The sequence below is a fragment of the Streptomyces sp. NPDC050164 genome (assembly GCF_044459945.1).
Taxonomy (GTDB): domain Bacteria; phylum Actinomycetota; class Actinomycetes; order Streptomycetales; family Streptomycetaceae; genus Streptomyces; species Streptomyces coeruleorubidus_A.
Genome location: NZ_JBITJK010000053.1, coordinates 20,560 through 44,760, shown reverse-complemented (window position 1 = coordinate 44,760; position 24,201 = coordinate 20,560). Strand labels below are relative to the sequence as shown.

General features: G+C 72.6%; 23 protein-coding genes and 2 pseudogenes. 11 read left to right on the top strand and 14 right to left on the bottom strand.

Annotated elements, in window-relative coordinates; translation table 11 throughout:
* Positions 1-115: 115 nt before the first annotated feature.
* Positions 116-1,360 (top strand): SGNH/GDSL hydrolase family protein, encoded by a 1,245-nt coding sequence (locus tag ACIBNA_RS40815; RefSeq protein WP_399170373.1) that lies wholly within the window; start codon positions 116-118, stop codon positions 1,358-1,360.
* Between the two features lie 53 nt (positions 1,361-1,413).
* Here ACIBNA_RS40815 and ACIBNA_RS40810 read toward each other — a convergent pair whose 3' ends face one another.
* The 5 genes from ACIBNA_RS40810 to ACIBNA_RS40790 form a co-directional block, all read right to left on the bottom strand.
* Complete coding sequence (locus ACIBNA_RS40810; RefSeq protein WP_399170372.1) at positions 1,414-4,350, bottom strand: AAA family ATPase; 2,937 nt, start codon at positions 4,348-4,350, stop codon at positions 1,414-1,416.
* Between the two features lie 66 nt (positions 4,351-4,416).
* Positions 4,417-4,746 carry a UBP-type zinc finger domain-containing protein gene (locus tag ACIBNA_RS40805; protein WP_399170371.1) on the bottom strand — a complete coding sequence of 110 codons (330 nt, stop codon included), beginning with the start codon at positions 4,744-4,746 and terminating at the stop codon, positions 4,417-4,419.
* Positions 4,743-6,173: an ATP-binding protein gene (locus ACIBNA_RS40800; protein WP_399170384.1), complete on the bottom strand. Its 1,431-nt coding sequence runs from the start codon at positions 6,171-6,173 to the stop codon at positions 4,743-4,745. The genes ACIBNA_RS40805 and ACIBNA_RS40800 overlap by 4 nt, the downstream gene beginning before the upstream one ends.
* A gap of 11 nt (positions 6,174-6,184) precedes the next feature.
* Positions 6,185-7,861: an FAD-dependent oxidoreductase gene (locus ACIBNA_RS40795; protein WP_399170370.1), complete on the bottom strand. Its 1,677-nt coding sequence runs from the start codon at positions 7,859-7,861 to the stop codon at positions 6,185-6,187.
* Positions 7,862-7,967: 106 nt separating this feature from the next.
* Positions 7,968-8,321, bottom strand: coding sequence for a VOC family protein (locus tag ACIBNA_RS40790; RefSeq protein ID WP_399170369.1), 354 nt, complete (start codon positions 8,319-8,321; stop codon positions 7,968-7,970).
* Between the two features lie 60 nt (positions 8,322-8,381).
* Here ACIBNA_RS40790 and ACIBNA_RS40785 point away from each other — a divergent pair, with 60 nt between their 5' ends.
* The gene (locus tag ACIBNA_RS40785; protein WP_399170368.1) at positions 8,382-9,263 is read left to right on the top strand and encodes a universal stress protein; all 882 of its coding nucleotides are present in this window, start codon (positions 8,382-8,384) and stop codon (positions 9,261-9,263) included.
* Between the two features lie 13 nt (positions 9,264-9,276).
* On the opposite strand, the gene ACIBNA_RS40780 is transcribed toward ACIBNA_RS40785, so the two are convergent.
* The 3 genes and pseudogenes from ACIBNA_RS40780 to ACIBNA_RS40770 all read right to left on the bottom strand — a co-directional run bounded on the left by ACIBNA_RS40780 (position 9,277) and on the right by ACIBNA_RS40770 (position 11,954).
* Positions 9,277-10,509 (bottom strand): DUF4032 domain-containing protein, encoded by a 1,233-nt coding sequence (locus ACIBNA_RS40780; RefSeq protein ID WP_399170367.1) that lies wholly within the window; start codon positions 10,507-10,509, stop codon positions 9,277-9,279.
* A 41-nt stretch (positions 10,510-10,550) separates the two neighbouring features.
* A pseudogene (locus tag ACIBNA_RS40775) lies at positions 10,551-11,218 on the bottom strand (MBL fold metallo-hydrolase).
* 112 nt (positions 11,219-11,330) lie between these two features.
* Positions 11,331-11,954: an alpha-ketoglutarate-dependent dioxygenase AlkB family protein gene (locus ACIBNA_RS40770; protein ID WP_399170366.1), complete on the bottom strand. Its 624-nt coding sequence runs from the start codon at positions 11,952-11,954 to the stop codon at positions 11,331-11,333.
* A gap of 109 nt (positions 11,955-12,063) precedes the next feature.
* Between ACIBNA_RS40770 and ACIBNA_RS40765 the strand changes: the two genes are divergently transcribed.
* Both ACIBNA_RS40765 and ACIBNA_RS40760 read left to right on the top strand, forming a co-directional pair.
* Complete coding sequence (locus ACIBNA_RS40765; RefSeq protein ID WP_399170365.1) at positions 12,064-12,702, top strand: TetR/AcrR family transcriptional regulator; 639 nt, start codon at positions 12,064-12,066, stop codon at positions 12,700-12,702.
* Positions 12,703-12,718: 16 nt separating this feature from the next.
* Positions 12,719-14,392: an FAD-binding dehydrogenase gene (locus tag ACIBNA_RS40760; RefSeq protein ID WP_399170362.1), complete on the top strand. Its 1,674-nt coding sequence runs from the start codon at positions 12,719-12,721 to the stop codon at positions 14,390-14,392.
* A 55-nt stretch (positions 14,393-14,447) separates the two neighbouring features.
* On the opposite strand, the gene ACIBNA_RS40755 is transcribed toward ACIBNA_RS40760, so the two are convergent.
* Complete coding sequence (locus ACIBNA_RS40755; RefSeq protein ID WP_399170361.1) at positions 14,448-14,798, bottom strand: DUF488 domain-containing protein; 351 nt, start codon at positions 14,796-14,798, stop codon at positions 14,448-14,450.
* Between the two features lie 144 nt (positions 14,799-14,942).
* Here ACIBNA_RS40755 and ACIBNA_RS40750 point away from each other — a divergent pair, with 144 nt between their 5' ends.
* On the top strand, positions 14,943-15,386 hold the full coding sequence (locus ACIBNA_RS40750; RefSeq protein WP_399170359.1) for a DUF6098 family protein: 444 nt from the start codon (positions 14,943-14,945) through the stop codon (positions 15,384-15,386).
* 32 nt (positions 15,387-15,418) lie between these two features.
* Here ACIBNA_RS40750 and ACIBNA_RS40745 read toward each other — a convergent pair whose 3' ends face one another.
* Entirely contained in the window at positions 15,419-15,670 is a 252-nt protein-coding gene (locus tag ACIBNA_RS40745) for a WhiB family transcriptional regulator (protein ID WP_010033226.1), read from the bottom strand.
* 235 nt (positions 15,671-15,905) lie between these two features.
* Positions 15,906-16,805: a LysR family transcriptional regulator ArgP gene (locus tag ACIBNA_RS40740; protein ID WP_399170357.1), complete on the bottom strand. Its 900-nt coding sequence runs from the start codon at positions 16,803-16,805 to the stop codon at positions 15,906-15,908.
* A 76-nt stretch (positions 16,806-16,881) separates the two neighbouring features.
* Between ACIBNA_RS40740 and ACIBNA_RS40735 the strand changes: the two genes are divergently transcribed.
* Both ACIBNA_RS40735 and ACIBNA_RS40730 read left to right on the top strand, forming a co-directional pair.
* Positions 16,882-17,499 carry a LysE/ArgO family amino acid transporter gene (locus tag ACIBNA_RS40735; RefSeq protein WP_399170356.1) on the top strand — a complete coding sequence of 206 codons (618 nt, stop codon included), beginning with the start codon at positions 16,882-16,884 and terminating at the stop codon, positions 17,497-17,499.
* A gap of 83 nt (positions 17,500-17,582) precedes the next feature.
* A complete protein-coding gene (locus ACIBNA_RS40730; RefSeq protein ID WP_399170355.1) occupies positions 17,583-18,875 on the top strand; it encodes an MFS transporter in 1,293 nt (430 codons plus the stop codon).
* Between the two features lie 4 nt (positions 18,876-18,879).
* On the opposite strand, the gene ACIBNA_RS40725 is transcribed toward ACIBNA_RS40730, so the two are convergent.
* The 3 genes and pseudogenes from ACIBNA_RS40725 to ACIBNA_RS40715 all read right to left on the bottom strand — a co-directional run bounded on the left by ACIBNA_RS40725 (position 18,880) and on the right by ACIBNA_RS40715 (position 20,814).
* Positions 18,880-19,335 carry a cyclic nucleotide-binding domain-containing protein gene (locus ACIBNA_RS40725; RefSeq protein ID WP_399170354.1) on the bottom strand — a complete coding sequence of 152 codons (456 nt, stop codon included), beginning with the start codon at positions 19,333-19,335 and terminating at the stop codon, positions 18,880-18,882.
* Positions 19,336-19,598: 263 nt separating this feature from the next.
* Positions 19,599-20,523: pseudogene (locus tag ACIBNA_RS40720) on the bottom strand (hypothetical protein).
* Between the two features lie 69 nt (positions 20,524-20,592).
* Positions 20,593-20,814: a hypothetical protein gene (locus ACIBNA_RS40715; RefSeq protein ID WP_399170353.1), complete on the bottom strand. Its 222-nt coding sequence runs from the start codon at positions 20,812-20,814 to the stop codon at positions 20,593-20,595.
* A 288-nt stretch (positions 20,815-21,102) separates the two neighbouring features.
* Between ACIBNA_RS40715 and ACIBNA_RS40710 the strand changes: the two genes are divergently transcribed.
* The 4 genes from ACIBNA_RS40710 (at position 21,103) to ACIBNA_RS40695 (ending at position 24,180) form a co-directional block, all read left to right on the top strand.
* Positions 21,103-21,537 (top strand): ATP-binding protein, encoded by a 435-nt coding sequence (locus ACIBNA_RS40710; protein WP_399170352.1) that lies wholly within the window; start codon positions 21,103-21,105, stop codon positions 21,535-21,537.
* Positions 21,538-21,745: 208 nt separating this feature from the next.
* Positions 21,746-22,609, top strand: coding sequence for an RNA polymerase sigma factor SigF (locus ACIBNA_RS40705; RefSeq protein WP_399170350.1), 864 nt, complete (start codon positions 21,746-21,748; stop codon positions 22,607-22,609).
* Positions 22,610-22,637: 28 nt separating this feature from the next.
* Positions 22,638-22,904, top strand: a complete 267-nt coding sequence (locus ACIBNA_RS40700; RefSeq protein WP_399170349.1) for a DUF5133 domain-containing protein — start codon at positions 22,638-22,640, stop codon at positions 22,902-22,904.
* A 436-nt stretch (positions 22,905-23,340) separates the two neighbouring features.
* Positions 23,341-24,180 (top strand): DUF1206 domain-containing protein, encoded by an 840-nt coding sequence (locus tag ACIBNA_RS40695; protein ID WP_399170348.1) that lies wholly within the window; start codon positions 23,341-23,343, stop codon positions 24,178-24,180.
* Positions 24,181-24,201: the final 21 nt, after the last annotated feature.

The following is a 24,201-nucleotide window of genomic DNA, read 5'->3' as shown; positions in this document are numbered from 1 at the left end:
CGTACGCCGGGACGGCACGGAGCATCCGACTCGCTCCCGGTGGCTCCGCGACGCTGCGGGATCTCGCCCCCTGACACCGCCCGCCCCTGCACACCGGCCGAAAGGAGCGCCCACGATGCCACGCACCGCACGCCCCCGCGGTCGCACCGCCCTGGTCACCCTCTCCTGCTGCCTCGCGCTGGGCTGCGCGTCCGGCGGGACACCCCAGGGGGAGAAGCCGGCCCCGCCGACCAGCGCCCCGACCGGGCCCGGCTACGGCGTGGTCACCTGGGCCTCCTCCGCCGACCGCATCGGCGCGGCGGTCGACGGCCGCGGCTACCGGCTGGTCGTGCGCACCAGCGTCGGCGGCACCGGCCTCAGGGTGCGGCTGTCCAACGCCTTCGGGGACCAGCCGGTGACGTTCGACAACGTCCACGCGGGTCTCCAGCGCGACGGAGCCGCACTCGTCCCCGGCAGCAACCGGCGCCTGACCTTCGGCGGCGCCCGCTCCGTCACGGTCCCAGCCGGCGGCATCGTCTACAGCGACCCGCTGCCCGGCCACGTCCCCGCCGCGAGCGCGCTCGCCGTCAGCCTCCACGTCCCCCGGGCGGGCGGAGTGCTCACCGGGCACTGGATGGCGATGCAGACGTCGTACACCACCGACGGCGACCACACCGCGGAGGAGAGCGGCGCCAACTGGGCGCAGCGGACAGGGTCCTGGTTCTACCTCGACGCCGTCACCGTGCGGCCCCGGCCCGCGGCGGGCGCCGTGGCCGCCCTCGGCGACTCGATCACCGACGGCTGGCAGTCCACGACCGACCTCGACCGCCGCTGGCCCGACTACCTCGCCCGCCGGCTGCGCACGTCCCCCGAGACCACCGTCAGGGGAGTGGCCAACGCGGGCATCGCGGGCAACAAGGTCCTCACCGACGGCCCCGGACAGAGCGCCCTGAACCGACTGTCGCGGGACGTGCTCTCACTGCCGGGCCTGCGCACGGTGTTCCTCTTCCAGGGCGTCAACGACATCAAGGCCGAGCCCGGCGCCACGGCCGACGAGCTCATCGCCGGATACCGCACGCTGGCCGACCGGGTGCACGCGGCCGGGAAGTGCGTCGTCGCCGGGACGATCGCCCCCTACAAGGGCTGGCAGGAGTGGGACCCTGCCGGGGAAGCCGTGCGCCAGGAGGTCAACACCTTCATCCGCACCAGCGGCCAGTTCGACGCGGTCACCGACTTCGACCGCATCCTGCGCAGCCCCTACGACCCCGAGCGGATCCTCCCCGCCTTCGACGGCGGCGACCACCTGCACCCCAACGACAAGGGGATGCAGGCGATGGCCGACGCCGTCGATCCGGAGAGCCTCGACTGCGGGAGCCGCTAGCCCGGATCAGGGACAGGCGGCAGGTTCGCCCGGCCCGCCCTGCAGCCGGCCGGTCAGCCGGACGCCGACGGCTCCGGGGTGATCAGACCCTCCCGGTAGGCGATCGCCACCGCCTCACCACGGCTCGACGCGCCCAGCTTGGCGAGGATGTTGGAGACGTGGACGCTCGCCGTCTTGCCGGTGATGAACAGCTCCTCGCCGATCTGCCGGTTGCTGCGGCCGAGCGCGAGCAGCCGCAGCACCTCCTGCTCGCGTGCGGTGAGCACACCGGCGCGCTCGTCGGTCTCCGGCGTGTCCGCCAGGCGTCCGCGCCGGACCAGGGCGTCCACCTGGTCCCGCAGCGGCGTGGCGCCGAGACGGTCGGCGGTCTCCCGGACCTCGCGCGCCTCGGCCGCCGCCTCCTCACGACGCCCGGCCGCCACCAGGGCCTCGGCGTACCGCAGGCGGCAGCGCGCCCGCTCGTAGACGTCGCCGTAGCCGAACGCCGTCACCGCCTCCGACCAGGCCTCGGCGTCCGGCCCCGAGACGGCCCGGATCCACTCCGCCTCGGCACGGGCCAGCCACGCCTGTCCTTCGGGGCCCTGGGGAGCGCCGTCCTCGCTGTGGGTGGCGGTGGCCCGCGCCAGCTCCACCAGTTCGGCCGCGATGTCCGTCCATCGGCGGGCCCCGGCCCCGTCGCCGGCCGGCCGCAGCTCGGCGGCGGCGTCGGCCACCGCGGACAACGCCAGGGCGGCGAGCCGGACCGTGACGTCCGGGCGGGTGCCCACCTCGTCGGTGAGGGCCGCGACCGTGGACCGCGTCCACCGCACCGCGTCCTCGGGATCACGGCGCAGCGCCGCGGCGTCGGTGAGCACGATGCCCGCGACCAGGGTGGCCATCCAGTCGAAGGGTCCCTCCAGCAGGGCACGCGCCCGGTCGGCGGCCGCCATGTCGCCCCGTGCCAGGGCGACATACAGCGCGGGACCGACCGTGTACCCGCCGGCGGCCGGCAGTACCTCGGCATCGGCCGGCGCCGCCCGCACACACTCGTCCCAACGGCCCAGCACGTGCAGCACCTGCAACCGCAGGTACCGCATCTCCAGCGGATACGGGGACGACAGCAGCCCGGCGCGCCGGGCCCGGTCCAGGCCCTCCGTCAGCCAGGGCACGCACTCCGCCAGCGCACCGGACTCGTAGGAGCCCATGGCCAGGTTGAACAGGGCACGCAGCTCCACGGCCGCGTTGCCCGAACTCCGCGCCAGCTCCCGGGCCCGCAGCAGCCGCTCACGGCCCTCGGGACCGCGCCGTCCAGCTCCGTCGAAGACGGCCAGGGAGATCAGCAAGTCCGCCTGGGCGTCGGTAGCTCCCAGTTCCTCGGCCACGCCCAGGGCCCGCCGGACGACCCGCAGCGCGGTCTCGTTCTCCCCGACGTGGCGTGCGGCCATGGCATGCGTGGCCGCCGCCCACAGCCACGTACGCGACGGAGGGTCCTCGGGGATCATCGCCAGGGCCTCGCTGCTGTAGGCGAACGCCGACGTCAGGCTGTCCACGCTCAGCAGGTTCCCGGCGAGGGTGTAGCGGACCCGGGCGGCGAGTTCGGAGTCGGCGTCCTGGCCGAGCTCCGCCAACGCGGACCGCGTGAGGGAGACCGCCCGGTGCAGCTCCCCGGCGTGCACGGCCGCCGCCGAGGCCCGCAACGTCAGGGTCACACGGTCGACCCCGACGCCGCAGGGCCGCGCCTGGGCACCCACCGCCGGCCACAGGTCGAGAGCCGCTTCCAGATGCCGCTGCTCCTCGGCCGGCGCACCCACCCGCTGGGCGTGGTCGGCGGCCTCCAGGGAGGCGGCCAGCGCCTCGGCGAGGTCGTGGCTCTCCCGGTAGTGGTGGGCACGCTCGGCAGCGCTCTTTGCGGCCCGGCCCCGCCCGGCGAGCAGCCGGGCGAACGCGCCGTGCAGCCTCGCCCGCTCCCCGGGGAGCAGATCGGCGTAGACGGCCTCCCGGGCGAGGGCGTGCCGGAAGGAGTACGTGTCGTCGTCCCCGGCGACGAGCAACTGCCGCCCCACCGCCTCCCGCAGCGCCGACTCCAGCTCCTCCTCGGGAAGCCCGACCGCCTCCCGCAGCAGCTCGTGCTCCACCCGGCGCCCGGCTACGGCGGCGGTCCGCAGCACCTGCTGCGCGGTGTCGGACAACTGCTCGAAGCGGATCAGCAGCACATCGGCGAGTCCGCTGGGCACTCCACCGGACTCCGTGTCCGTCGCCGCGAGCAACTCCTCCGCGTAGAAGGCGTTCCCCTCGGCCCGCTCCACGATCCGCCGTACCGTGGCCTCCGCCAGCGGACGCCGTTCGAGCTGCCGCACCAGCCGGGCCACATCGGAATCGCCCAGCGGCCGCAGCTCCAGCCGCTCCACGGCGGGCAGCCGTATCAGCTCCGCCAGCAGCGGCCGCAGCGGGTGGCGACGGTGCAGGTCGTCCGCCCGGTACGAGGCGAACACCGCGAGCCGGCGCCGCAGAACACCCCGGCCGAGCAGAAACCGCAGCAGATCCCGCGACGACTGGTCCGCCCAGTGCAGATCCTCCAGCACGAGCAGCAGCGGCGCGACATCCGCCACCTCGGCCAGCAGCCCCGCCATCCCCTCGAACAGCCGCAACCGTCCGTCGACGTCCCGCGCGGAATCGGTCCCGGCCCCCAGCAGCCGCTCGACCACGGGATGGGCGGCCAGAGCGGAAGCGAACCGCTCGTCGGCGGCGAGCACGCCCAGGATCTCGGTGAAGGGCAGATAGGGCAGACCGACGTCACCGAGATCCACGCAGTGCCCGGTGACCACGGCCATTTTGGCGTCAGCGGCCAGCCCGCCGGCCTCGTCCAGCAGCCGGGTCTTGCCCACCCCGGCGTCCCCGGCGACGAGCACGGCCCGGGCCTCTCCGCCGCGCGCACGCTCCAGCACCCCGGACAGCCGCGTGAGTTCGGCATCCCTCCCGACAACCGGCGTGACAGATGAAGCCTGCGGCACAGGACCAACCTTCTTTTTCAGGGGCGCGGGGCTGTGACTTTATGCGGCTCCGCCGCGTGGGCGCGATCAACCACAAGCAACCCGCAGCCGCCACGAAACGACGAGATCCGCAGGATGACTCACCGGCGGCGCCAACTCGGGCCCCGACTCGTACAACTCGTTCGTCGAGTAGTCCCAGTACCACCCCTCACCCGGCTCGAAGCTCTGCGCCAAGGGATGCCCACTGGCCCGGAAATGCCCCGTCGCATGCTTCGCCGGCGAACTGTCACAACACCCCACGTGCCCGCACTGCGCGCACCGCCGAAGGTGGAACCACCACCCCCCGGCCGCCTCGCACTCCGCACACCCGCTCCCACTCGGCGGCACACTCGGGTCGATCCCGTTCCCACCACTCATGCCGACTCCTCCTCGACCGCTGTCAGCGGAAGCAGCACCTGGAACCGTGTGTCCCCCGGCTCCGACTCCACCTGAATGCTCCCGTGATGCTTGTTGACCACGATCCGCCAGGAGATGTCGAGCCCGAGCCCGGTCCCCTCACCCACCGGCTTCGTCGTGAAGAACGGATCGAAGATCCGCCCCCGGTCCTGCGCCGGGATACCGACGCCCGTGTCCCGGAACTCCACCAGCAGCCGGTCGTGGTCCCGGGCCGTCCGTACGGTCAGCGTCCCTTCCCCGCCCGCGCTGTGCATCGCCGAGACCGCGTTGTCGATCAGGTTCGTCCACACCTGGTTGAGCTCCGCCGGGTACGCCGGGATCCTCGGCAGCGTCCGGTCGTAGTCCTTGACGACCTTGATCTGCCGGCCGATCTTGCCCGACAGCATCAGCAGGGTGCTGTCGAGGAGTTCGTGCACATCGGCGTGTCGGAAGGGTGCCCGGTCGAGCTGGGAGTACTGCTTGGCCGCGTCGACGAGATGCGAGATGCGCGTGGTCGAGTCGTTGATCTCGTCCATCAACAGCTCGGTCTCGACGGTGTAGTTGAGCCACCCGATCGCGCTTTGCAGGAGCTCCTCGTCCACCGCCGCCGCCACCTGGTCCAGCCAGTCCTCGTCGAGACCGGCCTGGACGAAGGCGGGCGCGATCCGCCAGCCGTCCGCGATGCCGTGGTCGTCGAGCCAGTCGGTGAGCGCGTCCTCCCGGTCGGAGGCCTCCAGCGGACTCAGCGTGGGGGCCTTGGCGACGCGCTCCGCGGTGCGTTCCTGGAGGCCGATGAGGTTCGCCATGACCTCGGGGGAGTACGAACCCTGCGCGATGACCGCCAGCTTGTGCCGCATCTTGCCCACCCGCTCCCGCAGCGTCGCGGTCGCCCGTACGGCCGCCGCCGCGGGGTTGTTGAGCTCGTGGGTGAGACCGGCGGACAACGAGCCGAGCGCCAGCAGCCGTTCGCGCTGCCCGATGGCCCGCTGGGTGTTCTTCGAACCGAAGAAGAGCCCCTCCAGCAGATGCACCGCCATCGGGAACCACTCCTGCATGATGCCCGCGAACGTGTCGGCGGGCAGCACGAAGAACCGCGTCGGCTCGGTGACGCGCATGGAGTTGTTGTAGACCTGCCGCACCCGGTCGCCCAGATAGGCCTGCATGGACCCCGCGTACACCCCGCGCTGGGAGGTCCGGGTCACCTCCACGTCGTCGCCGCCGACCCGGCGGTACAGCACGACCGTGCCCTCGAGCATCACGTAGAAGCAGGTGGCGGGTTCGCCCTCGGTGTACACGGGGCCGGGCTCGAACTGCTCCACGCGCCCCTCGGCGCACAGCCGTCCCAGCTGTTCGGGGGTCAGCTTCTCGAACAGGAACAGGGAGCCGATCTCCTGCGGGGCGCACGGCATGGGCTGCCCGCTCACGACTGCTCCAGATACCGGTGGACGAGCATCACGGCCATGGCTCCCTCTCCGACGGCGGACGCGACCCGCTTGGCGGACTCGGAGCGGGCGTCGCCCGCCACGAACACGCCCGGCACATTCGTCTCCAGGTGGTACGGCGGCCGGTCCAGCTCCCAGCCCTCCGGCGGGCGGCCGTCGGGCGTCAGGTCGGGCCCGGTGAGGATGAACCCGCGCTCGTCCCGCAGCACCGTGCCGTCGAGCCAGTCGGTCCGCGGGGCCGCGCCGATGAACACGAACACCCACTGCGCGTCGACCTGCTCGGTCTCGCCGGTGCCCACGTCCCGCAGCGTCAGCCGCTCCAGGCGACCGTCGCCGTGCGCTTCCTCGACGACCGTGCGGGCGCGCACCTGGATGTTCGGGGACTCCTCGATCTGCTGGATGAGGTAGTGCGACATCGACGCCGCCAGCGACTCGCCGCGCACCAGCAGCGTCACCGACTTGGCGCCCCGCGACAGGTACATCGCCGCCTGCCCGGCGGAGTTGGCGCCGCCGACGATGTACACGTCCTGGCCCTGGCAGGAGGGGGCCTCCGTCAGGGCCGACCCGTAGAACACCCCGCACCCGGTCAGGTCCTCGCAGCCGGGCGCCGCCAACTGCCGGTAGGACACGCCGGTCGCCAGGATCACGCTGTGCGCGGCGACCGCCGAGCCGTCCGAGAACCGTACGATCCGGGCGGCGCCGTTGACCTCCAGCGCCGTCACCTCGCGCGCGGTGAGGATCTCGGCGCCGAACTTCGCCGCCTGCCGCCGCGCCCGGTCGGTGAGCTGGGCTCCCGACACGCCGTCGGGGAAGCCCAGGTAGTTCTCGATGCGTGAGCTCTGCCCGGCCTGCCCGCCGGTCGCCGACCGCTCCACGAGCACCGTCCGCAGCCCCTCGGAGGCGCCGTAGACGGCCGCGCCGAGCCCGGCGGGACCGCCGCCGATCACGACCAGGTCGTAGAAGTCGGCCGTCGGGGTCGTCGCCAGCCCGACCCGGGCGGCGAGGTCGACGGCCTCCGGCTCGACCAGCGGTGTCCCGTCCGGTGTGATCACCACCGGCAGCCGCATCCCGTCCTCACCGGCCGCGGCCAGCAGCCGCCGGCCCTCCGGTTCGTCGGACGAGTACCAGCGGTACGGCACCTGATTGCGGGCCAGGAACTCCCGCACGTCCGAGGATCGCGCCGACCAGCGGTGCCCGACGACCTTCGTGCTGGGCACGGGCCGGTGGTCGCCGGCCCGCCACGCCTGGAGCAGATCGTCCAGGACCGGGTAGAGCTTCTCCTCGGGCGGGTCCCACGGCTTGAGCAGGTAGTGGTCGAGGTCGACGACGTTGATCGCGTCGATCGCCGCGTTCGTGTCCGCGTACGCCGTCAGCAGCACCCGCCGCGCACCCGGGTAGACGTCCAGGGCCTGTTCGAGGAACTCGATGCCGTTCATCTGCGGCATCCGGTAGTCGGCCAGGATCACGGCCACGAGATCGCCGCGCAGCTTCAGCTCCCGCAGCGCGTCGAGCGCGGACTCGCCGGACTCCGCGCGCACGATCCGGTACGACGCGCCGTACCGCCGCCTCAGATCCCGGGCCACGGCCCGGGAGACCCCGGGGTCGTCGTCCACGGTCATGATGACGGTCCGCGCCGCATCGGCGGCCTGTGCCATACGTCCCCCACACCGGGCGGTCGACTCACGGCGCGGCGCCCCCGGGCACCGCGCCGACCTTCGCCCATCGTATGTTCGATCGCCGTGGCGCGCTCCGATACGGAGATCAGTTCCGGCGGGCCCCCAGCACGCAGAACTCGTTGCCCTCCGGGTCGGCGAGCGTCACCCACGACTGCTCGCCCTGCCCGACGTCGGCGTGCCGCGCGCCGAGCGCGAGCAGGCGCGCCACCTCGGCCTCCTGGTCGTCGGGCCGGAAGTCGAGGTGCAGGCGGTTCTTGACCACCTTGCGCTCCGGCACGGCCACGAAGAGCAGCCCGGGCAGCCGGTCCGGAGCGGGCCGGATCTCGTACTCGTCGGGGTCGTCGTTCACCACCGCCCAGCCCAGCGCCTCGGCCCACCAGCGGCCCAGAGCCGCCGGATCGGCCGCGTCCACCATCAACTGCTGCCACTCCAAGGACATGCGGACAGGGTAGTGAAGACTGAGCAGCACTCAGTGACCGTTACACAAGGAGGCAGCCGGATGACACGCCCGATCACCGCAGGGGTCGACGGATCGCAGGAGAGCCTCGCGGCCCTCGGCTGGGCGGCCCGCGAGGCGGTGCGGCGCGCCCGGCCGCTGCGCGTGGTGCACGCCTGGCGGTTCCAGCCGCAGGAGGCGCTCGAAGCGGGGATCGCCGGGGACGCGGACAGCCAGGCGGAGTGGGTGCACGGCGCGGTGACCGAGGCCGTCGGGACAGTCACCGAACGGCACCCGGACCTGGAGGTGACCACCGACGTCGTGGAGGGCGCGGTCGTCGACACCCTGGTCGCCGCCGCTGCCGACGCCGAGCTGCTGGTGCTCGGCTCGCGCGGGCACGGACCGATCGTCGGCTTCCTGCTGGGCTCGGTCGGCCAGCAGGTCATCGCCGACTCCGCTCGGCCCGTCGTGCTCGTCCGGGCCGGTGACCAGCCCTCGCCGGAGGCCGCCGGGCGGGAGATCGTCGTGGGCCAGCAGGGCGACCCGCAGGACAGCGCCGACGCGCTGCGGTTCGCGTTCGAGACGGCGGCCGCGCGTGGGGCGACCGTACGGGTCGTACGGGCCTGGACCCTGCCGCCCGTGTTCGCCTACAGCCCCGGCTCGCTGAAGCTCCTCGACGAGGCCGGGGGACTGGAGCCGTACGAGAAGAAGGCGCTGGCCGGCGCGATCCGGCCGTGGCGGGAGCGCTTCCCCGACGTGCCGGTTGAGGAGCACGTCGAGATGGGCAGCGCCGGCCAGGTGCTGCTGTCGGTGGCCGGGACGGCCCAGCTGATGGTCGTCGGCCGGCGCGCCCACCGGACGGCCGTCGGCGCCCGGATCGGCTCGGTGGCGCACGGCGTGCTGCACCACGCGGACTGTCCGGTGGCCGTGGTCCCCCACACGTGAGGGAGGCTGCGTCTCAGTCCGCCGTCGGCTGAAGCGTCTTGCGGGCCTTGGGGAGGATGTTGTTGATGTAGTCCTCGACCGCCGTCTCGATGCCGATGTCGTGCTGGGCCCGCTCGGACAGGTACCAGCGGTGTTCGAGGAGCTGGTGGTAGATCTCCGCCGGGTCCATGGAACCGCGCAGTTCGGGCGGCACGGCCCGCACGGTCGGCCGGAACACCTCCCGTACCCAGCGGTGGGCCAGTACCTCCGGGCGGGCGCCCAGGGGGTCGCCGGGGGCGTAGTCGTCCTGGGTCGCCATCCAGCTCTCCAGGTCGTTCAGCAGCCGCCGGGCCTGGTTCTCCTCGGTGTCCAGCCCGGTCAGGCGCAGCAGCTGGCGCTGGTGGTGGCCCGCGTCGACGACCTTGGGCACGAAGGTGACCGTGTCGCCGTTCGAGGCGTGCTCGATCTGCATCTCGGCGACGTCGAAACCGAGGTCGTTCAGACGGCGGATCCGGCGTTCTATGTAGTGGTACTTGCCGGCCGGGTAGACGGAGGTGCGGGTCAGTTCGTCCCACAGGCCGCGGTAGCGGGCGCAGATCTCCGTGCCGAACTCGACCGGGTCCACGGACGGGTGCAGCGCCCCGGACGCCTCCAGGTCCAGCAACTCCCCGCTGATGTTCACGCGGGCGAGGTCCAGGTCGTACTCGCGCTGCCCGGAGCTGAGCTGCGGATGCAGGTCACCGGTCTCGGCGTCCACCAGATACGCGGCGTAGGCGCCGGCGTCGCGCCGGAAGAGGGTGTTGGACAGCGAGCAGTCGCCCCAGGCGAACCCGGCCAGGTGCAGCCGCACGAGCAGCACGGCGAGCGCGTCCATCAGCCGGTGCATGGTGGCCGGCCGCATGGTCGTCTCGAACATGGAGCGGTACGGCATCGAGCCGCCGAGGTGCCGGGTGATCAGCACGCTCTCCAGCGGGGCGCCGTCCGCGTCGGTACGGCCGGTGACCACCGCCAGCGCGTCCACTGCCGGGATGCCGATCCGGTCCAGGTCGCGCAGCAGCTCGTACTCGCGCAGCGCGGGCCGCTCGGCCAGCTCCTTGACGGCGATCACCTCGTCGCCGGCCCGGGAGTAGCGCACCACGTGCCGGGAGATACCGCGCGGCAGCGGCACCAGGTACTCCTCCGGCCACTCCTCCAGGGGCAGGTCCCAGGGCAGCTCCAGCAAGAGCGCGGGATGCTCCGGGTTGGTCGCGCTGATCTGCAGTGCCATGAGCCGGGTGTCCTTGTCTCGCCGCTGATCGTCACCTCAGATTAGAGGGCGCGCTCCCGGGCCCGGTATGCGGCGTCCTTCAACGAACCGCGGTGGACCGGACCGTGCCCGGGCAGCAGCAGCTCGCCCTCCAGCTCCGCGAGGTGGCGTGCCCGCTGACCAGGGCGTCGCCGGAGACGAGCACGCCGGTGCCCGGCAGGTGGTAGGCGCAGTGCCCGTCGGTGTGGCCCGGCGTGTGCACCGGCACCGGCCGCCCGGGCAGGTCCAGGGCGCCCGTCTCCGGGAACGGCTCGGGGGCCGTGACCGGGTTGTGCATCGTGCCGCCGGAGCGCAGCGCGTGCACCACCCACGGCAGCACACCCGGCCGCCAGCTGTTCCTCAGCACCGTCCCGACGGACACCTGGTGCAGGAACTCCCGCCGCGCGTGCGGGACTTCGGCCTCGTGCAGGTACACGGGCGTGCCGTACGCGGCGCGCAGGTACTCGGCGGAACCCAGGTGGTCGTTGTGCGCGTGCGTGATCAGCACCGCCGCGACCGCCTCCGGGGAGCTTCCCACCTGCGCGAGCGAGGCGAGGAGCCGCTCCCGGTCGCCGGGGTAGCCGGTGTCGACCAGCGTGACGGCGTCCCCCTCCGCGAGGATCACCCAGTTGGTGTTCGAGCCGTTCACCAGGTAGGTGCCGTCCGCGACTTGGTGTACGTCTGCCCGCATGGTGCCCCGCGTCGGTGTGGTCCCGGCCCGACGAGAGAAGGAAAGCAGACCCCACGGCAGGTGGAACGGCCGGGCCCGCATCAACGGACCCGCGGGGCATGGTCGTTCGGGCTCAGTGCACGCCGTGCGGGCGGAACTGGATGCTGATGCGCGGCTCCGTCGCGCGCGTGCTCTTGGGAACGGAGTGCTCCCAGGTGCGCTGGCAGGAGCCGCCCATCACGATCAGGTCGCCGTGGCCCAGCGGCCGGCGCACCGTGTCGCGACCGCCCCGCATCGGGCGCAGCAGCAGGTCCCTGGGCGCTCCCACCGACACGATGGCGACCATCGTGTCCTCGCGCGCCCCGCGCCCGATCCGGTCGCCGTGCCAGGCCACGCTGTCCCGGCCGTCGCGGTAGTAGCACAGCCCGGCCGTGGTGAACGGCTCGCCCAGCTCCTCGCCGTAGTGGGCGCTCAGCGCGTCGCGCGCCTCGGTCAGGACCGGGTGCGGCAGCGGGTCCTCGGCGCCGTAGAAGGCGAGCAGCCGGGGGACGTCTACGACGTGGTCGTACATCGTGCGCCGCTCCGCCCGCCACGGCACCTCGGCGGCCAGCTGTTCGAACAGCGCGTCGGAACCGCTGAGCCACCCGGGCAGGACGTCGAGCCAGGCGCCGAAACCGAGGTGGGTACGGCTGATCCCGTCGAGAGGCCCGAGCCGCAGCTCGTCGGTCTGGTCGAAGAGGGAGCCCTGGAGGTGCATGGATCCAGCGTACCGTGTAATCGAAAACTTGTTCCATAAGAACCAGAAGCCTGAGGCTTTCGATACATCTGTGTATCGAATACAGTCATGTATCGAAAGGAGGGCGGGCATGGCCGTGGAGAGAACGACCGGGCGCGTGACCAGGCGCCGGGTCCGCACCCGTGCCAACCTCCTGGACGCGGCGTTCTCCGTGTTCGCGGCCAAGGGCTTCGGGCACGTCTCGATCGAGGAGGTCTGCGAGGCCGCCGGCTACAGCAGGGGCGCCTTCTACTCCAACTTCTCCAGCCTCGACGAGCTGTTCTTCGCCCTCTACCGCGAGCGGGCCGACCTGATCGCGGAGCAGGTGTCCGGGGCGCTCGCGCTCGACGGGCCCGGGCTCGACGTGCCGGCCGCCGTGGACCGGGTCACCGACGTGCTGCTCCTCGACCGGGACTGGCTCCTCGTGAAGACGGACTTCCTGGTGCACGCCGCCCGCGACCCGGACGTGGCGCGCAGCCTGCTGGAGCACCGGGCGCGGCTGCGGCGGGCGATCGCCGACCGGCTCGCCCGCGCCCGCGGGCACACCGCACTGCCCGCCGTGCTGGGCGACACGGACGGCGCCGCCCACGCCGTGGTCGCGGCCTACGACGGTGTCACCACCCAGGTGCTGCTGGACCGGGACGTCGCCCGCGCCCGCGCCTGGCTGAAGCAACTGCTCACGGCCCTGCTGACCGACGGCAGCGGCACCCTCGAACACAGGCAGAACTGAAGAAGGGAACGTCGCCATGGATGCCGACGTCATCGTCGTCGGAGCGGGCCTCGCCGGCCTGGTCGCGGCCCACGAACTGACCAGCAGGGGCAGGAGGGTCGCCCTCGTCGACCAGGAGAACGCCGCCAACCTCGGCGGGCAGGCCTTCTGGTCCTTCGGCGGGCTGTTCCTCGTCGACTCGCCGGAGCAGCGGCGGCTGGGCATCAAGGACTCCTTCGACCTGGCCTGGAGCGACTGGCGGGGCAGCGCGGGCTTCGACCGGCTGGAGGACGAGGACTCCTGGGCCGTGCGCTGGGCGCGCGCCTACGTCGAGTTCGCCGCGGGGGAGAAGCGGTCCTGGCTCGACGGGCACGGCATCAAGTTCCTGCCCACGGTCGGCTGGGCCGAGCGCGGCAACCTCACGGCGCACGGACACGGCAACACCGTGCCCCGCTTCCACATCGCCTGGGGCACCGGCACCGGCGTGGTGGAACCCTTCGTCCGCTACGCCAAGCAGGCCGCGCGCGACGGCCTGCTCACCTTCCACCACCGCCACCGCGTCGACGAACTGGTCGTCGAGGACGGCAGCGCCCGGGGCGTGCGCGGCACGGTCCTGGCCGAGGACACCGCACCCCGCGGCGTCGCCTCCAACCGCGACACCATCGGCGAGTTCGAACTCACCGCCCAGGCCGTCGTCGTCACCAGCGGCGGCATCGGTGCCAACCACGACATCGTCCGCCGCTACTGGCCCGAGCGCCTCGGCACCCCGCCGCGGGAGATGGTCACCGGCGTACCTGCCTACGTCGACGGCCGGATGCTCGACATCAGCGCCGAGGCGGGCGTACGGCTGGTCAACCGGGACCGCATGTGGCACTACACCGAGGGCCTGCAGAACTGGGACCCGATCTGGCCCGGCCACGGCATCCGCATCCTGCCCGGACCGTCCTCGATGTGGTTCGACGCCCTCGGCCGCCGCCTGCCCGGGCCCTACCTGCCCGGCTACGACACCCTCGGCACCCTGAAGCACCTGCGCACCACCGAGGACATCGCCGGGTACGACCACTCCTGGTTCATCCTCACGCAGAAGATCATCGAGAAGGAGTTCGCCCTGTCGGGCTCCGAGCAGAACCCCGACATCACCGCCAAGGACCGCGCCGGGTTCCTGAAGGAACGCATCCTCGGCAAGGGCGCGCCCGGGCCGGTCGACGCGTTCCTGCGCAAGGGCGCCGACTTCGTGACCGCGGCCAGCGTCGAACAACTCGTCGCGAAGATGAACGAACTCACCGACAAGCCGCTCCTCGACGCGGCCGGGATCAAGCGCCAGATCGAGGCCCGCGACCTCCAGATCGCCAACCCCTACGCCAAGGACGCCCAGGTGCAGGGCATCCGCAACGCCCGCCGCTACATCGGCGACCGCCTCGGCCGGGTCGCCACCCCCCACCGCATCCTCGACCCCGCGGCCGGCCCCCTCATCGGCGTCAAGCTGCACATCCTCACCCGCAAGACGCTCGGCGGCATCCAGACCGACCTCGACTCCCGCGCCCTCGGGACCGACGGCAAGCCGGTGGAGGGGCTGTACGCGGCCGGGGAGGTCGCCGGGTTCGGCGGCGGCGGTGTCCACGGCTACAACGCGCTGGAGGGCACCTTCCTCGGCGGCTGCCTCTTCTCGGGGCGGGCGGCCGGCCGGGCGGCGGCGAAGCAGACCGCCTGACGGGGCGCAGGCCCGCCTCGTCGGCCTTCGAGTCGGCTTCGAGTCGGCTTCGAAGTCAGCTTTCGAGGAGGCGGGCCAGCACCGTGGCATGGCTCTGTTCCGGCGCCTTCGACGCGGTCAGCAGCGTCACATCGCCCTTGCGGGCCAGGTCACGGACGTGGTCGAGGGGTTCGGCCGCCTCGTCGCCGGCGAGCTCCGCCTCGTACCGCCCGGCGAACTCCTCGTACGAGCCCTCGCCCGCGTGGTACCAGCGGCGCAGCTGAGTCGACGGAGTGATCGCCTTCGGCCACTCGTCCACCCGCGCCGCGTCCTTCGCCAGCCCCCGCGGCCACAGCCGGTCGACCAGAACCCGCACCCCGTCCTCCGGCTCGGGCGGATCGTAGACGCGGCGTACGCGAACGCTCATGCTCGGCCCCTTCTGCGACGGACGGGTGTGCCGCGAGCGTAACCCCGGCCGGGTCCCGGCACCCGGCCGCGCCCGACGGCCGATTCCGCTCGCGCCGACCGGGTACTCCGTCCGCCTGACGGCGTCGAGGGAGGAGGTCACGCGATGAGCGGATCGGACGACCTGCCGGTCGTGCGCACACTCGCCGAGCTCACCGAGCTGGTCGAACGGCACCAGGGCCTGTACGTCCGCTGGTCGCGCGGCCCTGCTACCGATCTCCGCGACGTGTCCAGCACCGACGATCTGACGGGCGTGTCCATGCCGGGCCTGTCCGCCAACCAGCTCGACGTGGAGGACTGGTGGGAGGACCGGCCCGTCCGGGTGTGGGTGGCCCGTCGCCTGCACGACTACGCCCATCTGCCGCACGAGAAGGGGCCCGGGGTACGGGCCTGGGTGCTCGCGGGCAAGGAAACCTCCCGCGGCCCCGACAACGAACCGCTGGTCACCGACGCCCGGCCGATGTGCTGGATCGACCAGCAGGTGATCGACGAGGCGAAGGCGGAGGTGTCCCGGCAGGAGAACCCCTGGGGGCCGCTGCGTCGCAGCTGAATCCCCCAGGGGGAGTGGGTGAGGCGAAGGCGTCAGCCGGAGCGGCGCCGGGCCGCCGCGCGGCGCTTCAGCGCACGCCGTTCGGTCTCGCTGGTCCCGCCCCACACACCGATGGACTGCCCCGTGTCCAGCGCCCACTGCAGGCACTGCTCCTGGACGGGGCAGCGCCGGCACACCGCCTTGGCCTGTTCCGTCTGCAGCAGGGCCGGACCGGAGGTGCCGATCGGGAAGAAGAGCTCCGGGTCCTCGTGCCGGCAGGCAGCGTGGTCTCGCCAGTTGTCCATCGAAGTCACCTGCGATCGCAGTAGAAACGTGCCTTTCGGATGCTTACTCCTTTTCGGGTGACCTGTCGATGCGTGGTGAAACAGCGCAGCCCCGGCCACCGCTCACCGGGAAACGGGCGCGCCGGGCTGATGAGTTCGGTGGTGAACCAGCCCCGGCCGGCCTCCTGGACGACGGGCGGGGGCTTGCTGCCGGACAGCGCGGCGGCCCGGCCGGACGGCGTCCGGGATCAGGGCGTCACGCCCGCAGTGCCTCCCCGGCGGTCGCCGTCACCGTCTGAGCCACCTGCGCCAGCGCGGGCGAGTCGAGCTTCCACTGCTGCCAGTACAGCGGCACGTCCACCGTCCGGCCCGGGGCGAACCCGACCAGCCGCCCGGTGCGCAGCAGCGGGTCCGCCTGGGCCTCGGGGACCAGGCCCCAGCCCAGCCCGGCGGCCACGGCCTCGACGAAACCCTCCGAGGTCGGTACGTAGTGCCGCAACGCGCTCGCGCTGCTCCGCCCCCGGGTGAGCCGGCGCACGAAGCCGTCCTGGAAGTCGTCCCGGCGGTCGAAGGCCACCACGGGCACGTCGAGGAGCACCTGTTCCAGCGGTCCGTCGAGGTGGCGCGCGGCGAAGTCCGGCGCGGCCACGGGGAGGTAGCGCATCCGCCCCAGCGACCGGACGGAACAGCCCGGCACGGGATCCGGCGACGAGGTCACCGCCGCCATCACCACCCCCTCCCGCAGCAGCGCCGCCGTGTGGTCCTCGTCCTCGCGGCGCAGTTCGAAGTAGAGCCGCAGCTCCTCCGGGACGCGCGTGAGCACCCGGAGGAACCAGGTGGCCAGCGAGTCCGCGTTCACCGCCACCGACACCCGGGTCGGCTCCCCGGCGCCGCTCAGCCCGAGCTCCGCGTACGCGTCGCGCTCCAGCCGCGCCACCTGCCGGGCCAGCCGCACCAGCACCTCGCCCGACTCGGTCGGCCGCACCGGCTTGGTCCGCAGCAGCAGCACCCGCCCCGTGCGCTGCTCCAGCGCCTTCACCCGCTGGCTGATCGCCGACGGCGTCACATGCAGCGCGGCCGCCGCCGCGTCGAACGTCCCCTCGTCCACGACCGCGAGCAGGGTCCGCACCTGGTCCAGAGGCAGATCAGCGAACACGTGTCATCACAAACGCTAATGATACGTAAGAATCTTTAGCTGTACCTGGGACGGGCCGGTCCGTAGCGTCACGGCCATGACCAGCACCTTCACCGCCGCAGCCGCAGGATTCGGCACCGGCCTGTCCCTCATCGTCGCCATCGGCGCCCAGAACGCCTTCGTCCTGCGCCAGGGGATCCGCCGCGACGCCGTCCTCGCCGTCGTCGGCATCTGCGCCCTGTCCGACGCCGCCCTCATCACGCTCGGGGTCGGCGGGGTCGGCGCGGTGGTGGTGGCCTGGCCGGGCGCGCTGACGGTGATCGGCTGGATCGGCGGCGCGTTCCTGCTGTGCTACGGCGCCCTGGCAGCCCGGCGGGTGTTGCGGCCGGACGGCGGCGCGCTGCGGACGGACGGGGATGCGGCCGGATCGCGCCGCCGGGCCGTGCTCACCTGCCTGGCGCTGACCTGGCTCAACCCGCACGTCTACCTCGACACCGTGTTCCTGCTCGGCTCCGTCGCCGCCGACCACGGCCCGCTGCGCTGGACGTTCGGCCTCGGCGCCGTGCTGGCCAGCCTGTGCTGGTTCGCCGCTCTCGGCTTCGGCGCCCGGATGCTCGGCCGTTTCCTCGCCAAGCCCGCCGCCTGGCGGGTCCTGGACGGCCTGGTCGCCGCCACCATGATCGTGCTCGGCACCGTGCTCATCGCCGGGAGCTGAGACCTCGGCTCCTGGGCGCCCGGCGGCTGGTGCGATAGTGATCCCCGGCCGGGTAGGTGTAGCGAGCATCCAGGAAGCGGCGCGTGGACACGAGCGAGAGCACGACGGACGGGCAGGATCCGGCGCCGGAGGCCGCCCGGCGGCGCGGCCGGCGGCGCTGGGCCATGGACACCCGCCCCCTGCGCCGCCCCGCCTACCGACGGCTGTGGGGCTCGACCATCGTCACGGCCGTCGGCAGCCAGCTCACCGCCGTCGCCGTGCCCAAGCAGATCTACGACATCACCGGCTCCTCGGCGTGGGTCGGCGCCGCGAGCCTGGCCGGCCTGGTGCCGCTGATCGTGTTCGCGCTGTGGGGCGGGGCGATCGCCGACAGCATGGACCGGCGCAAGCTACTGCTGATCACCAACAGCGGCATCGCCGTCACCTCGCTGCTCTTCTGGCTCCAGGCCTTCACCGGGCTGGAGTCGGTGACCGTGCTCATGGTGCTGCTCGCCGTGCAGCAGGCCTTCTGGGGCCTGAACGCACCGGCCCGCAGCGCCTCCATCGCCCGCCTGGTCCCCGAGGAGGAACTGCCCGCCGCGGGCGCCCTCGGCTCGACCGTGATGCAGACGGGCCAGGTGGCGGGCCCGCTGCTCGCCGGTGCCCTCATCCCCGTCGTCGGACTGCCCGAGCTGTACCTCCTCGACGCGCTGGCCCTGTGCGTGACGGTGTGGGCGGTGTACCGGCTGCCGCCGCTGCCGCCCCTGGCCGGCACGACGGTCCGCCGCGCGGGTGTGAAGGAGATCGCCGCCGGCTTCCGCTACATCTCCGGGCACACCGTGCTGCTGCTGTCCTTCCTCGCCGACATCATCGCCATGGTCCTCGGCATGCCCCGGGCCCTGTTCCCGCAGCTCGCCGCCCAGACCTACGCCCCGTACGGCGAGGGCCTGGCGCTGGGTCTGCTGTTCGCGGCGATCCCCATCGGCGCCGTGCTCGGCGGACTGTTCTCCGGCACCTTCTCGCGGGCCCGCCGGCACGGCTGGATGGTCATCGGGTCGGTGGTCGTCTGGGGTGCGGCCATCACGGGCTTCGGGCTGAGCGGCAACCTGTGGGTGGGTGTGGCGTTCCTCGCCGTGGCCGGGGTGGCCGACATGGTGTCGATGGTCTTCCGCGGGGCGATCCTGCTGTCCGCCGCGACCGACGAGATGCGCGGGCGCATGCAGGGCGTCTTCACCGTCGTCGTGGCGGGCGGCCCGCGCCTCGCCGACACGCTGCACGGCACCGCGGGCTCCGCCTTCGGCCCCCGCAGCGCCGTCGCGGGCGGCGGGCTGCTGGTCGTCGCCGTGATGCTGGCGCTGGCCGCCGCCGTACCGGCGCTGCGGCGCTACCGCGTTTGACGTCTCACAGGGCGCCGCGCCGGTGCAGGGTGTACTGCTCCATCAGCTTGCCCCGGGTCATCTCCAGCCGGTGCGCGAGCACCTCGGCGACGTTCCGCACCAGCGTCAGCCCGAGCTCCGGGTCCTCCTCGCACAGTGCCAGCACGGCCCTCGCGTCGAACTCGTAGGCCCGTACGGGGCTGAACGCCACCGCGCCGAAGTCCCAGGTGTACGGCGGGAACAGCCAGGACCAGCCGAGCAGGTCGCCCGCGCCGAGGCTGGCCACGGTCACCCGCTGGAGGGAGTTCACCTGCTGGTCCAGGGAGACCGCGCCGGAGCGGATGACCCAGAAACGGTCGGCCGTACCGCCCGCCTCGAAGATCCGGGCGTCCTCGGGGAAGGACACCTCCCGGCCGAGCGTCATCAGACGCTGCCGCTGGGGCGGAGGCAGGGCGGTCAGGAGTTTGATCGCTTTGGTCATGACGCGGAGCTCCTCGCCGGGCGGTCGACTTCCGGTGCTTTCCCTACGCCCATTTCAGCCGCTCGCGGGGCCCCGGGCACCTCGGCGTGCACAACTTTCTCGGGGCATGAAAAAGCCCTGGCTGGACGGGGGAGACCAGCCAGGGCCGTTAGCGGTGGTGCGCGAAGGACAGTGGGTCGACTCCGTCACCACGTATGAATGAACGGTAAACCATCCATGAGGCGTGCGCCCACCCGAGAGCGGGTCACGTGACCCGTTTCACTTCACTCCGCGGCCCCGGCGAGGACCCGGACCGTCTCCAGCTCCGGGTCCGTGGGGTCGGGCAGGTGCATGCCCGCGGCCAGTCCGGTCCGCAGGTACGCCAGCACCGGCTCGGTGAGGCGCTCGCCCGGCAGGACCGCCGGGATGCCGGGGGGATACGGCGTGATCATCTCCGCCGCGACCTGCCCGGCCGCCCGCGCCACCGGCACGTCCTTTGCCGGGCCGAAGAACGCGTCGCGGGGCAGCACCGCCTGTTCCATCCGCAGCTCCGCGGGCGACGGCACCTCCACCCGCGGCGCCCGGGGCAGGTCCCGCGCGGCCCGCGGGAGGTCCCGCAGCGCCTGAAGCAACTGCCCGGTCGTCTCCCGGTCGTCGCCGTGGGTGATTTAGATCCGCGCAGCCGCCGTACGGAGTGGGGCTCGTGACCAGCGCACCGCGCGCGTCCGGGTGGGCGTCGAAGGCCCGCTCGAAGTCCTCGGCGGACGGGGGATGGGCCAAGTGCCGCTCGGCGTCCCAGCGCGGCTCGATCCAGACCGGCTCGACACCGGAGATGATCAGCCCCGCCACCACCGACTTGTGAGCGTCACGCCCGATCAGCATCTTCTCGTGCGGCCCGGCGACGGACAGCATCGCGGCCTTCACCGACAGGGAACTGCCGCACGTGCTGAAGAACGTGTGCTCGGCGTGCACCGCGTCGGCCATCAGCTCCTGGGCACGTTGCAGCACCCGCCCCCGGGTGAGCCGGTCGTCCAGACCGCCCGAGGCCAGCACGTCGCCGAGGAAGACCGCGTCACCGAGGACCTCCCGGACCGCCGGGTCGGCGCCGCGGGCCTGCTTGTGCCCGGGCGGCGCGAACGACAGATGCCCCTTGCGGCGATACGCGTCCAGGGCTTCCAGGACCGGTGCTCGGGTGTGCTCGGCTGTCATGCGCGCAGAGTTCCCGGCACGTGCCCTCACAATCCGCCCGGGCCCGCCGCCGGGCACCGGCCCTCCTGGTCAGCCCTCCGCGGCGTGTTTGCCCGGAGTCAGGATCTCGTCCAGCACCGTGAGCACCGCCTCGTAGGACATCCGCCGCACGGTCGCGTCCCGGGCCCCCTGCGGGTCGGTCGCACCCAGTTCCTCGCTCCTGCTCCGCCACGTCCGCTCCTCGCGCACCGCACAGGCCCTCGCGCGCTGGATGCGCCGCAGCAGTTCGTCGGAATCCACCACATCGGTCATGCACACCGCGTACCCCGAGGACGCGTGGCGATGGCACCGATTCACGGCCGTCCCGGGTCTCCCAGGGGTCTTTTCAGGTTCTTTTTCCGGCAGCGGGGCGGACCGAGGTTTGCAGGTGCGGGGAGAGGTCAGCCGAACTAAGGAGACCCGCGGCGTGCGCGTCCCGAAGTCGCGGGCGGTGGAAGGAAACACCGAACAGCGGGTCCGTGAGCCCGAGGCGTGCCTGGGCGGGCGGCCCGGTACGCGGCCGGACCCGGCTCATGTCCTGACCGAGCAGGGAGCTGAAGGATGTGCGAGGAGCACATGATCGAATCAGTATTCGAGCCGCCCGGTGTGAACCGGGCGCGGCCGTGCAAACCCGCCGAGGCACGCCGGGCCGTGGAGCGTGCCGTGGCCGAGCGCTGCCGCACCACCCACACCGCGTGTGACGCGAACGCCCTGTCCGACGCGCTGCTCGTCGCCTCGGAGCTGACGACCAACGCGATCCTGCACGGCGGCGGAGTCACCGACTTCCAGGTCGACATCGACGGCCCCGGCGTACGGCTCTCGGTGAGCGACCGCAGCGACGAACTTCCGGTGACCGCGCCGCCCACCGATCCGCACGGACGGCTTCGGCACGGCGGCCACGGCTGGCCCATCGTCTGCCGGCTCTCCCGCGACATCCGCGTGTCCGACCTGCCCGCCGGCGGCAAGTGCATCACCGCCGTCGTGCCCCTTTCCTGAACGCCCGAGTGAACGATTCGCTCCAGATTGCACAGCAAAGTGGAGTTTGTTCCACCGGGGGCAGGGCAGACGCAATCTCGTGCTTCGGACCGGAGGCGCGCCAGCGGGAGCGGTATGCATGACTGCCCCGGAGGCCCTCCAGGCGATCCGGGCAGCGACCCTCCCGCGGTAAGTCCCTGAGAACATCGTTGTTCAGGAGCGAATCCGCATGCTCATCGATACGCCCACCAACCGTCCCGGCACGCCCGAAACGACGACCACCACGACCCGGCGGCGGCACGACGACGCTCCGGACACAGCGGCCCTCTTCGCCCGGCTGGCGGAAATGGAGGAAGGGCCCGAACGGGAAGCCGTCCGCGACGAACTCGTCACGCTCTGGCTGCCCATGGCCCACCGCATCGCCGGCCGCTTCCGCGACCGCGGAGAGTCCATCGAGGACCTCCGGCAGGTGGCCGCTCTGGGGCTGGTCAAGGCCATCGACCGGTTCGACCCGAGCCGGGGAGCCTTCGAGAGCTACGCCGTCCCCACCATCACCGGCGAGGTCAAGCGGCACTTCCGGGATCGCATGTGGGCCCTGCGGGTCCCCCGCCGCGTGCAGGAACTGCGCAACAAGGTCCGGGTGGCACGCCGTGAACTCACCCAGAACCCGGGCAGCCCCGAGCCCTCCGTGGCGGACATCGCCGCCCACGCCGGCCTGAGCGAGGAAGAGGTCAGTGCCGGGCTCGAGGCCCTGGAGAGCTTCAGCACCCTGTCGCTGGACGCCGAGCTCTCGGCCGACGACGACGGCTACAGCCTCGCGGACACACTCGGCTCGGCCGACTCGTCCTACGACGTCGTGGTCGACCGCGAGTCCGCCAAGGAAGGCCTGCGCCGCCTGCCGGAACGCGAACGGGCCATCCTCTACATGCGTTTCTTCGAGGACATGACGCAAAGCCGCATCGCCGACCACCTGGGCATCTCCCAGATGCACGTCTCCCGTCTCATCAGCCGCAGCTGCGCCCGCGTGCGCGACGAGGTCCTGGGGCAGCGGACGGGCACCCGCGGCGCCGACGGCACCTCCACGACGTCCTGACCACCCGACCGCCGAGGAGTGAGGAACCATGCTGAGGCCCCACTCCGCCGTGCTGCGCCGCATCGTCGACGAGTACGAGGCACTGTCGGCCGCCGTGGCAGCGAGCGAACCGGCCGACCTGAGCACACGGGCACGCGACCTGGCGTACACGTTGTGCGTGTCCACCGGCACCCAGGACGTCGAGCGCGCCCTGGGGGTCGCTCACCAGTGGCTCGCGACCGCACCCGCACCGGCCCGCGAGACCGCCCCGCCGACGATCACCGGACAGCGCATGCCGACCCCGGAGCCCGCGTGATCCGAGTATGCGCGTGACATGACGGGGAAGGCGCGGCACCGCAGGGGCCCGGCCGACGGCGACAGCCGCGGCCGGGCCTCCCCATGTCACGCCACCGGGCCGGCGCAGTTCTGGAGGCCGTGCCGAGCAGCACTGCGGCGGTGGCCGGCACCGACGTGGGCAACGCCCAGCTCACGGACCGGCCCGCGGCGGCCTGCGGATCGCGGGGCACACCGGGACGGGCCGGTCCGGGTGGCCCGGGCCAAGGCTCTCGCCACCGCCCCGGAGCACCCGCACGTCCTCGGCCGCGCCGGCCGGGGATCGAAATTCCGGCGGTCCAGAAGCCTTACGCGGCAGACCCCCGCCGTCACCCGCCGTGACCGAAATCCCCTGGCCCGGCGGCCGGGCCGGGTGTGTGCCGACCGAGCCGGGGCATCCGGAGGGCCGGGAGGTCGATATGAACACGAGTGCGATGGCACAAGGCGGTCGGATCCGGGCCCGGCGAGCGGCGCGGGGTTCGGTGACCGAGGGGGCGGCACGGGCGGGCCTGGCCGCCCGGGGTGTGATCTATCTGCTCGTCGGGGCCCTGGCGCTGCAGATCGCCTTCGGTGACAAGGGCGAGCAGGCCGACCGCGGGGGAGCCCTGGCCGAACTGTCGCAGAAGCCGTTCGGCTCGGTGCTGCTGTGGGCGCTGGGCATCGGTCTCGTCGGCATGGCCCTGTGGCGGCTGTCCGAGATGCTGTTCGGCTCGGTCGGCCAGGACGGCCGCAGCCCACGCAAGCGGCTGCTGGCGACGGCCCGCTTCGCGTTCTACGTCTTCGTCGCCTACTCCGTGCTGTCGTTCGCCGCGAACCGCGGCCAGAGCGGGGGCGGATCCAGCGACCGGCAGTCCCAGGACGCCACCGCCAGGGCACTGGAGATACCCGCCGGACAGTGGCTGGTCGGCGCGGCCGGCCTCGCGATCGTCGCGGCCGGCGGGTGGATCGGCGTGCGGGCGGTGCTCCGCAAGTACCACGACAAGCTCCGGCTCGGTCAGATGAGCCCCCGGACACGGCGGCTGGTGGACGTCACCGGCGTGGCCGGCGGCGCCGCCCGCGGGCTGGTGTTCGCCGTGGCCGGCGTCTTCGCCCTCCGCGCCGCGGTCGACTACGAACCCGACCGGACCAAGGGCCTGGACGACACCCTGCGCAGCTTCGCCGACACCCCCCTCGGCCCCTGGCTGCTGGTCTGCGTCGCGGCCGGGCTGGTGCTGTTCGGGGTGTTCTCCTTCGCCATGGCCCGCTGGCGCCGCGTCTGAGCCGCGTCATGTGGGGAACAC

Coding starts and splice junctions, on each gene's coding strand:
- ACIBNA_RS40815 (WP_399170373.1), top strand. CDS start 116: ATGCCACGCACCGCACGCCCCCGCGGTCGCACCGCCCTGGTCACCCTC.
- ACIBNA_RS40805 (WP_399170371.1), bottom strand. CDS start 4,746: ATGAGTGGTGGGAACGGGATCGACCCGAGTGTGCCGCCGAGTGGGAGC.
- ACIBNA_RS40800 (WP_399170384.1), bottom strand. CDS start 6,173: ATGCCGTGCGCCCCGCAGGAGATCGGCTCCCTGTTCCTGTTCGAGAAG.
- ACIBNA_RS40795 (WP_399170370.1), bottom strand. CDS start 7,861: ATGGCACAGGCCGCCGATGCGGCGCGGACCGTCATCATGACCGTGGAC.
- ACIBNA_RS40790 (WP_399170369.1), bottom strand. CDS start 8,321: ATGTCCTTGGAGTGGCAGCAGTTGATGGTGGACGCGGCCGATCCGGCG.
- ACIBNA_RS40785 (WP_399170368.1), top strand. CDS start 8,382: ATGACACGCCCGATCACCGCAGGGGTCGACGGATCGCAGGAGAGCCTC.
- ACIBNA_RS40780 (WP_399170367.1), bottom strand. CDS start 10,509: ATGGCACTGCAGATCAGCGCGACCAACCCGGAGCATCCCGCGCTCTTG.
- ACIBNA_RS40770 (WP_399170366.1), bottom strand. CDS start 11,954: ATGCACCTCCAGGGCTCCCTCTTCGACCAGACCGACGAGCTGCGGCTC.
- ACIBNA_RS40765 (WP_399170365.1), top strand. CDS start 12,064: ATGGCCGTGGAGAGAACGACCGGGCGCGTGACCAGGCGCCGGGTCCGC.
- ACIBNA_RS40760 (WP_399170362.1), top strand. CDS start 12,719: ATGGATGCCGACGTCATCGTCGTCGGAGCGGGCCTCGCCGGCCTGGTC.
- ACIBNA_RS40755 (WP_399170361.1), bottom strand. CDS start 14,798: ATGAGCGTTCGCGTACGCCGCGTCTACGATCCGCCCGAGCCGGAGGAC.
- ACIBNA_RS40750 (WP_399170359.1), top strand. CDS start 14,943: ATGAGCGGATCGGACGACCTGCCGGTCGTGCGCACACTCGCCGAGCTC.
- ACIBNA_RS40745 (WP_010033226.1), bottom strand. CDS start 15,670: ATGGACAACTGGCGAGACCACGCTGCCTGCCGGCACGAGGACCCGGAG.
- ACIBNA_RS40735 (WP_399170356.1), top strand. CDS start 16,882: ATGACCAGCACCTTCACCGCCGCAGCCGCAGGATTCGGCACCGGCCTG.
- ACIBNA_RS40725 (WP_399170354.1), bottom strand. CDS start 19,335: ATGACCAAAGCGATCAAACTCCTGACCGCCCTGCCTCCGCCCCAGCGG.
- ACIBNA_RS40715 (WP_399170353.1), bottom strand. CDS start 20,814: ATGACCGATGTGGTGGATTCCGACGAACTGCTGCGGCGCATCCAGCGC.
- ACIBNA_RS40710 (WP_399170352.1), top strand. CDS start 21,103: ATGTGCGAGGAGCACATGATCGAATCAGTATTCGAGCCGCCCGGTGTG.
- ACIBNA_RS40705 (WP_399170350.1), top strand. CDS start 21,746: ATGCTCATCGATACGCCCACCAACCGTCCCGGCACGCCCGAAACGACG.
- ACIBNA_RS40700 (WP_399170349.1), top strand. CDS start 22,638: ATGCTGAGGCCCCACTCCGCCGTGCTGCGCCGCATCGTCGACGAGTAC.
- ACIBNA_RS40695 (WP_399170348.1), top strand. CDS start 23,341: ATGAACACGAGTGCGATGGCACAAGGCGGTCGGATCCGGGCCCGGCGA.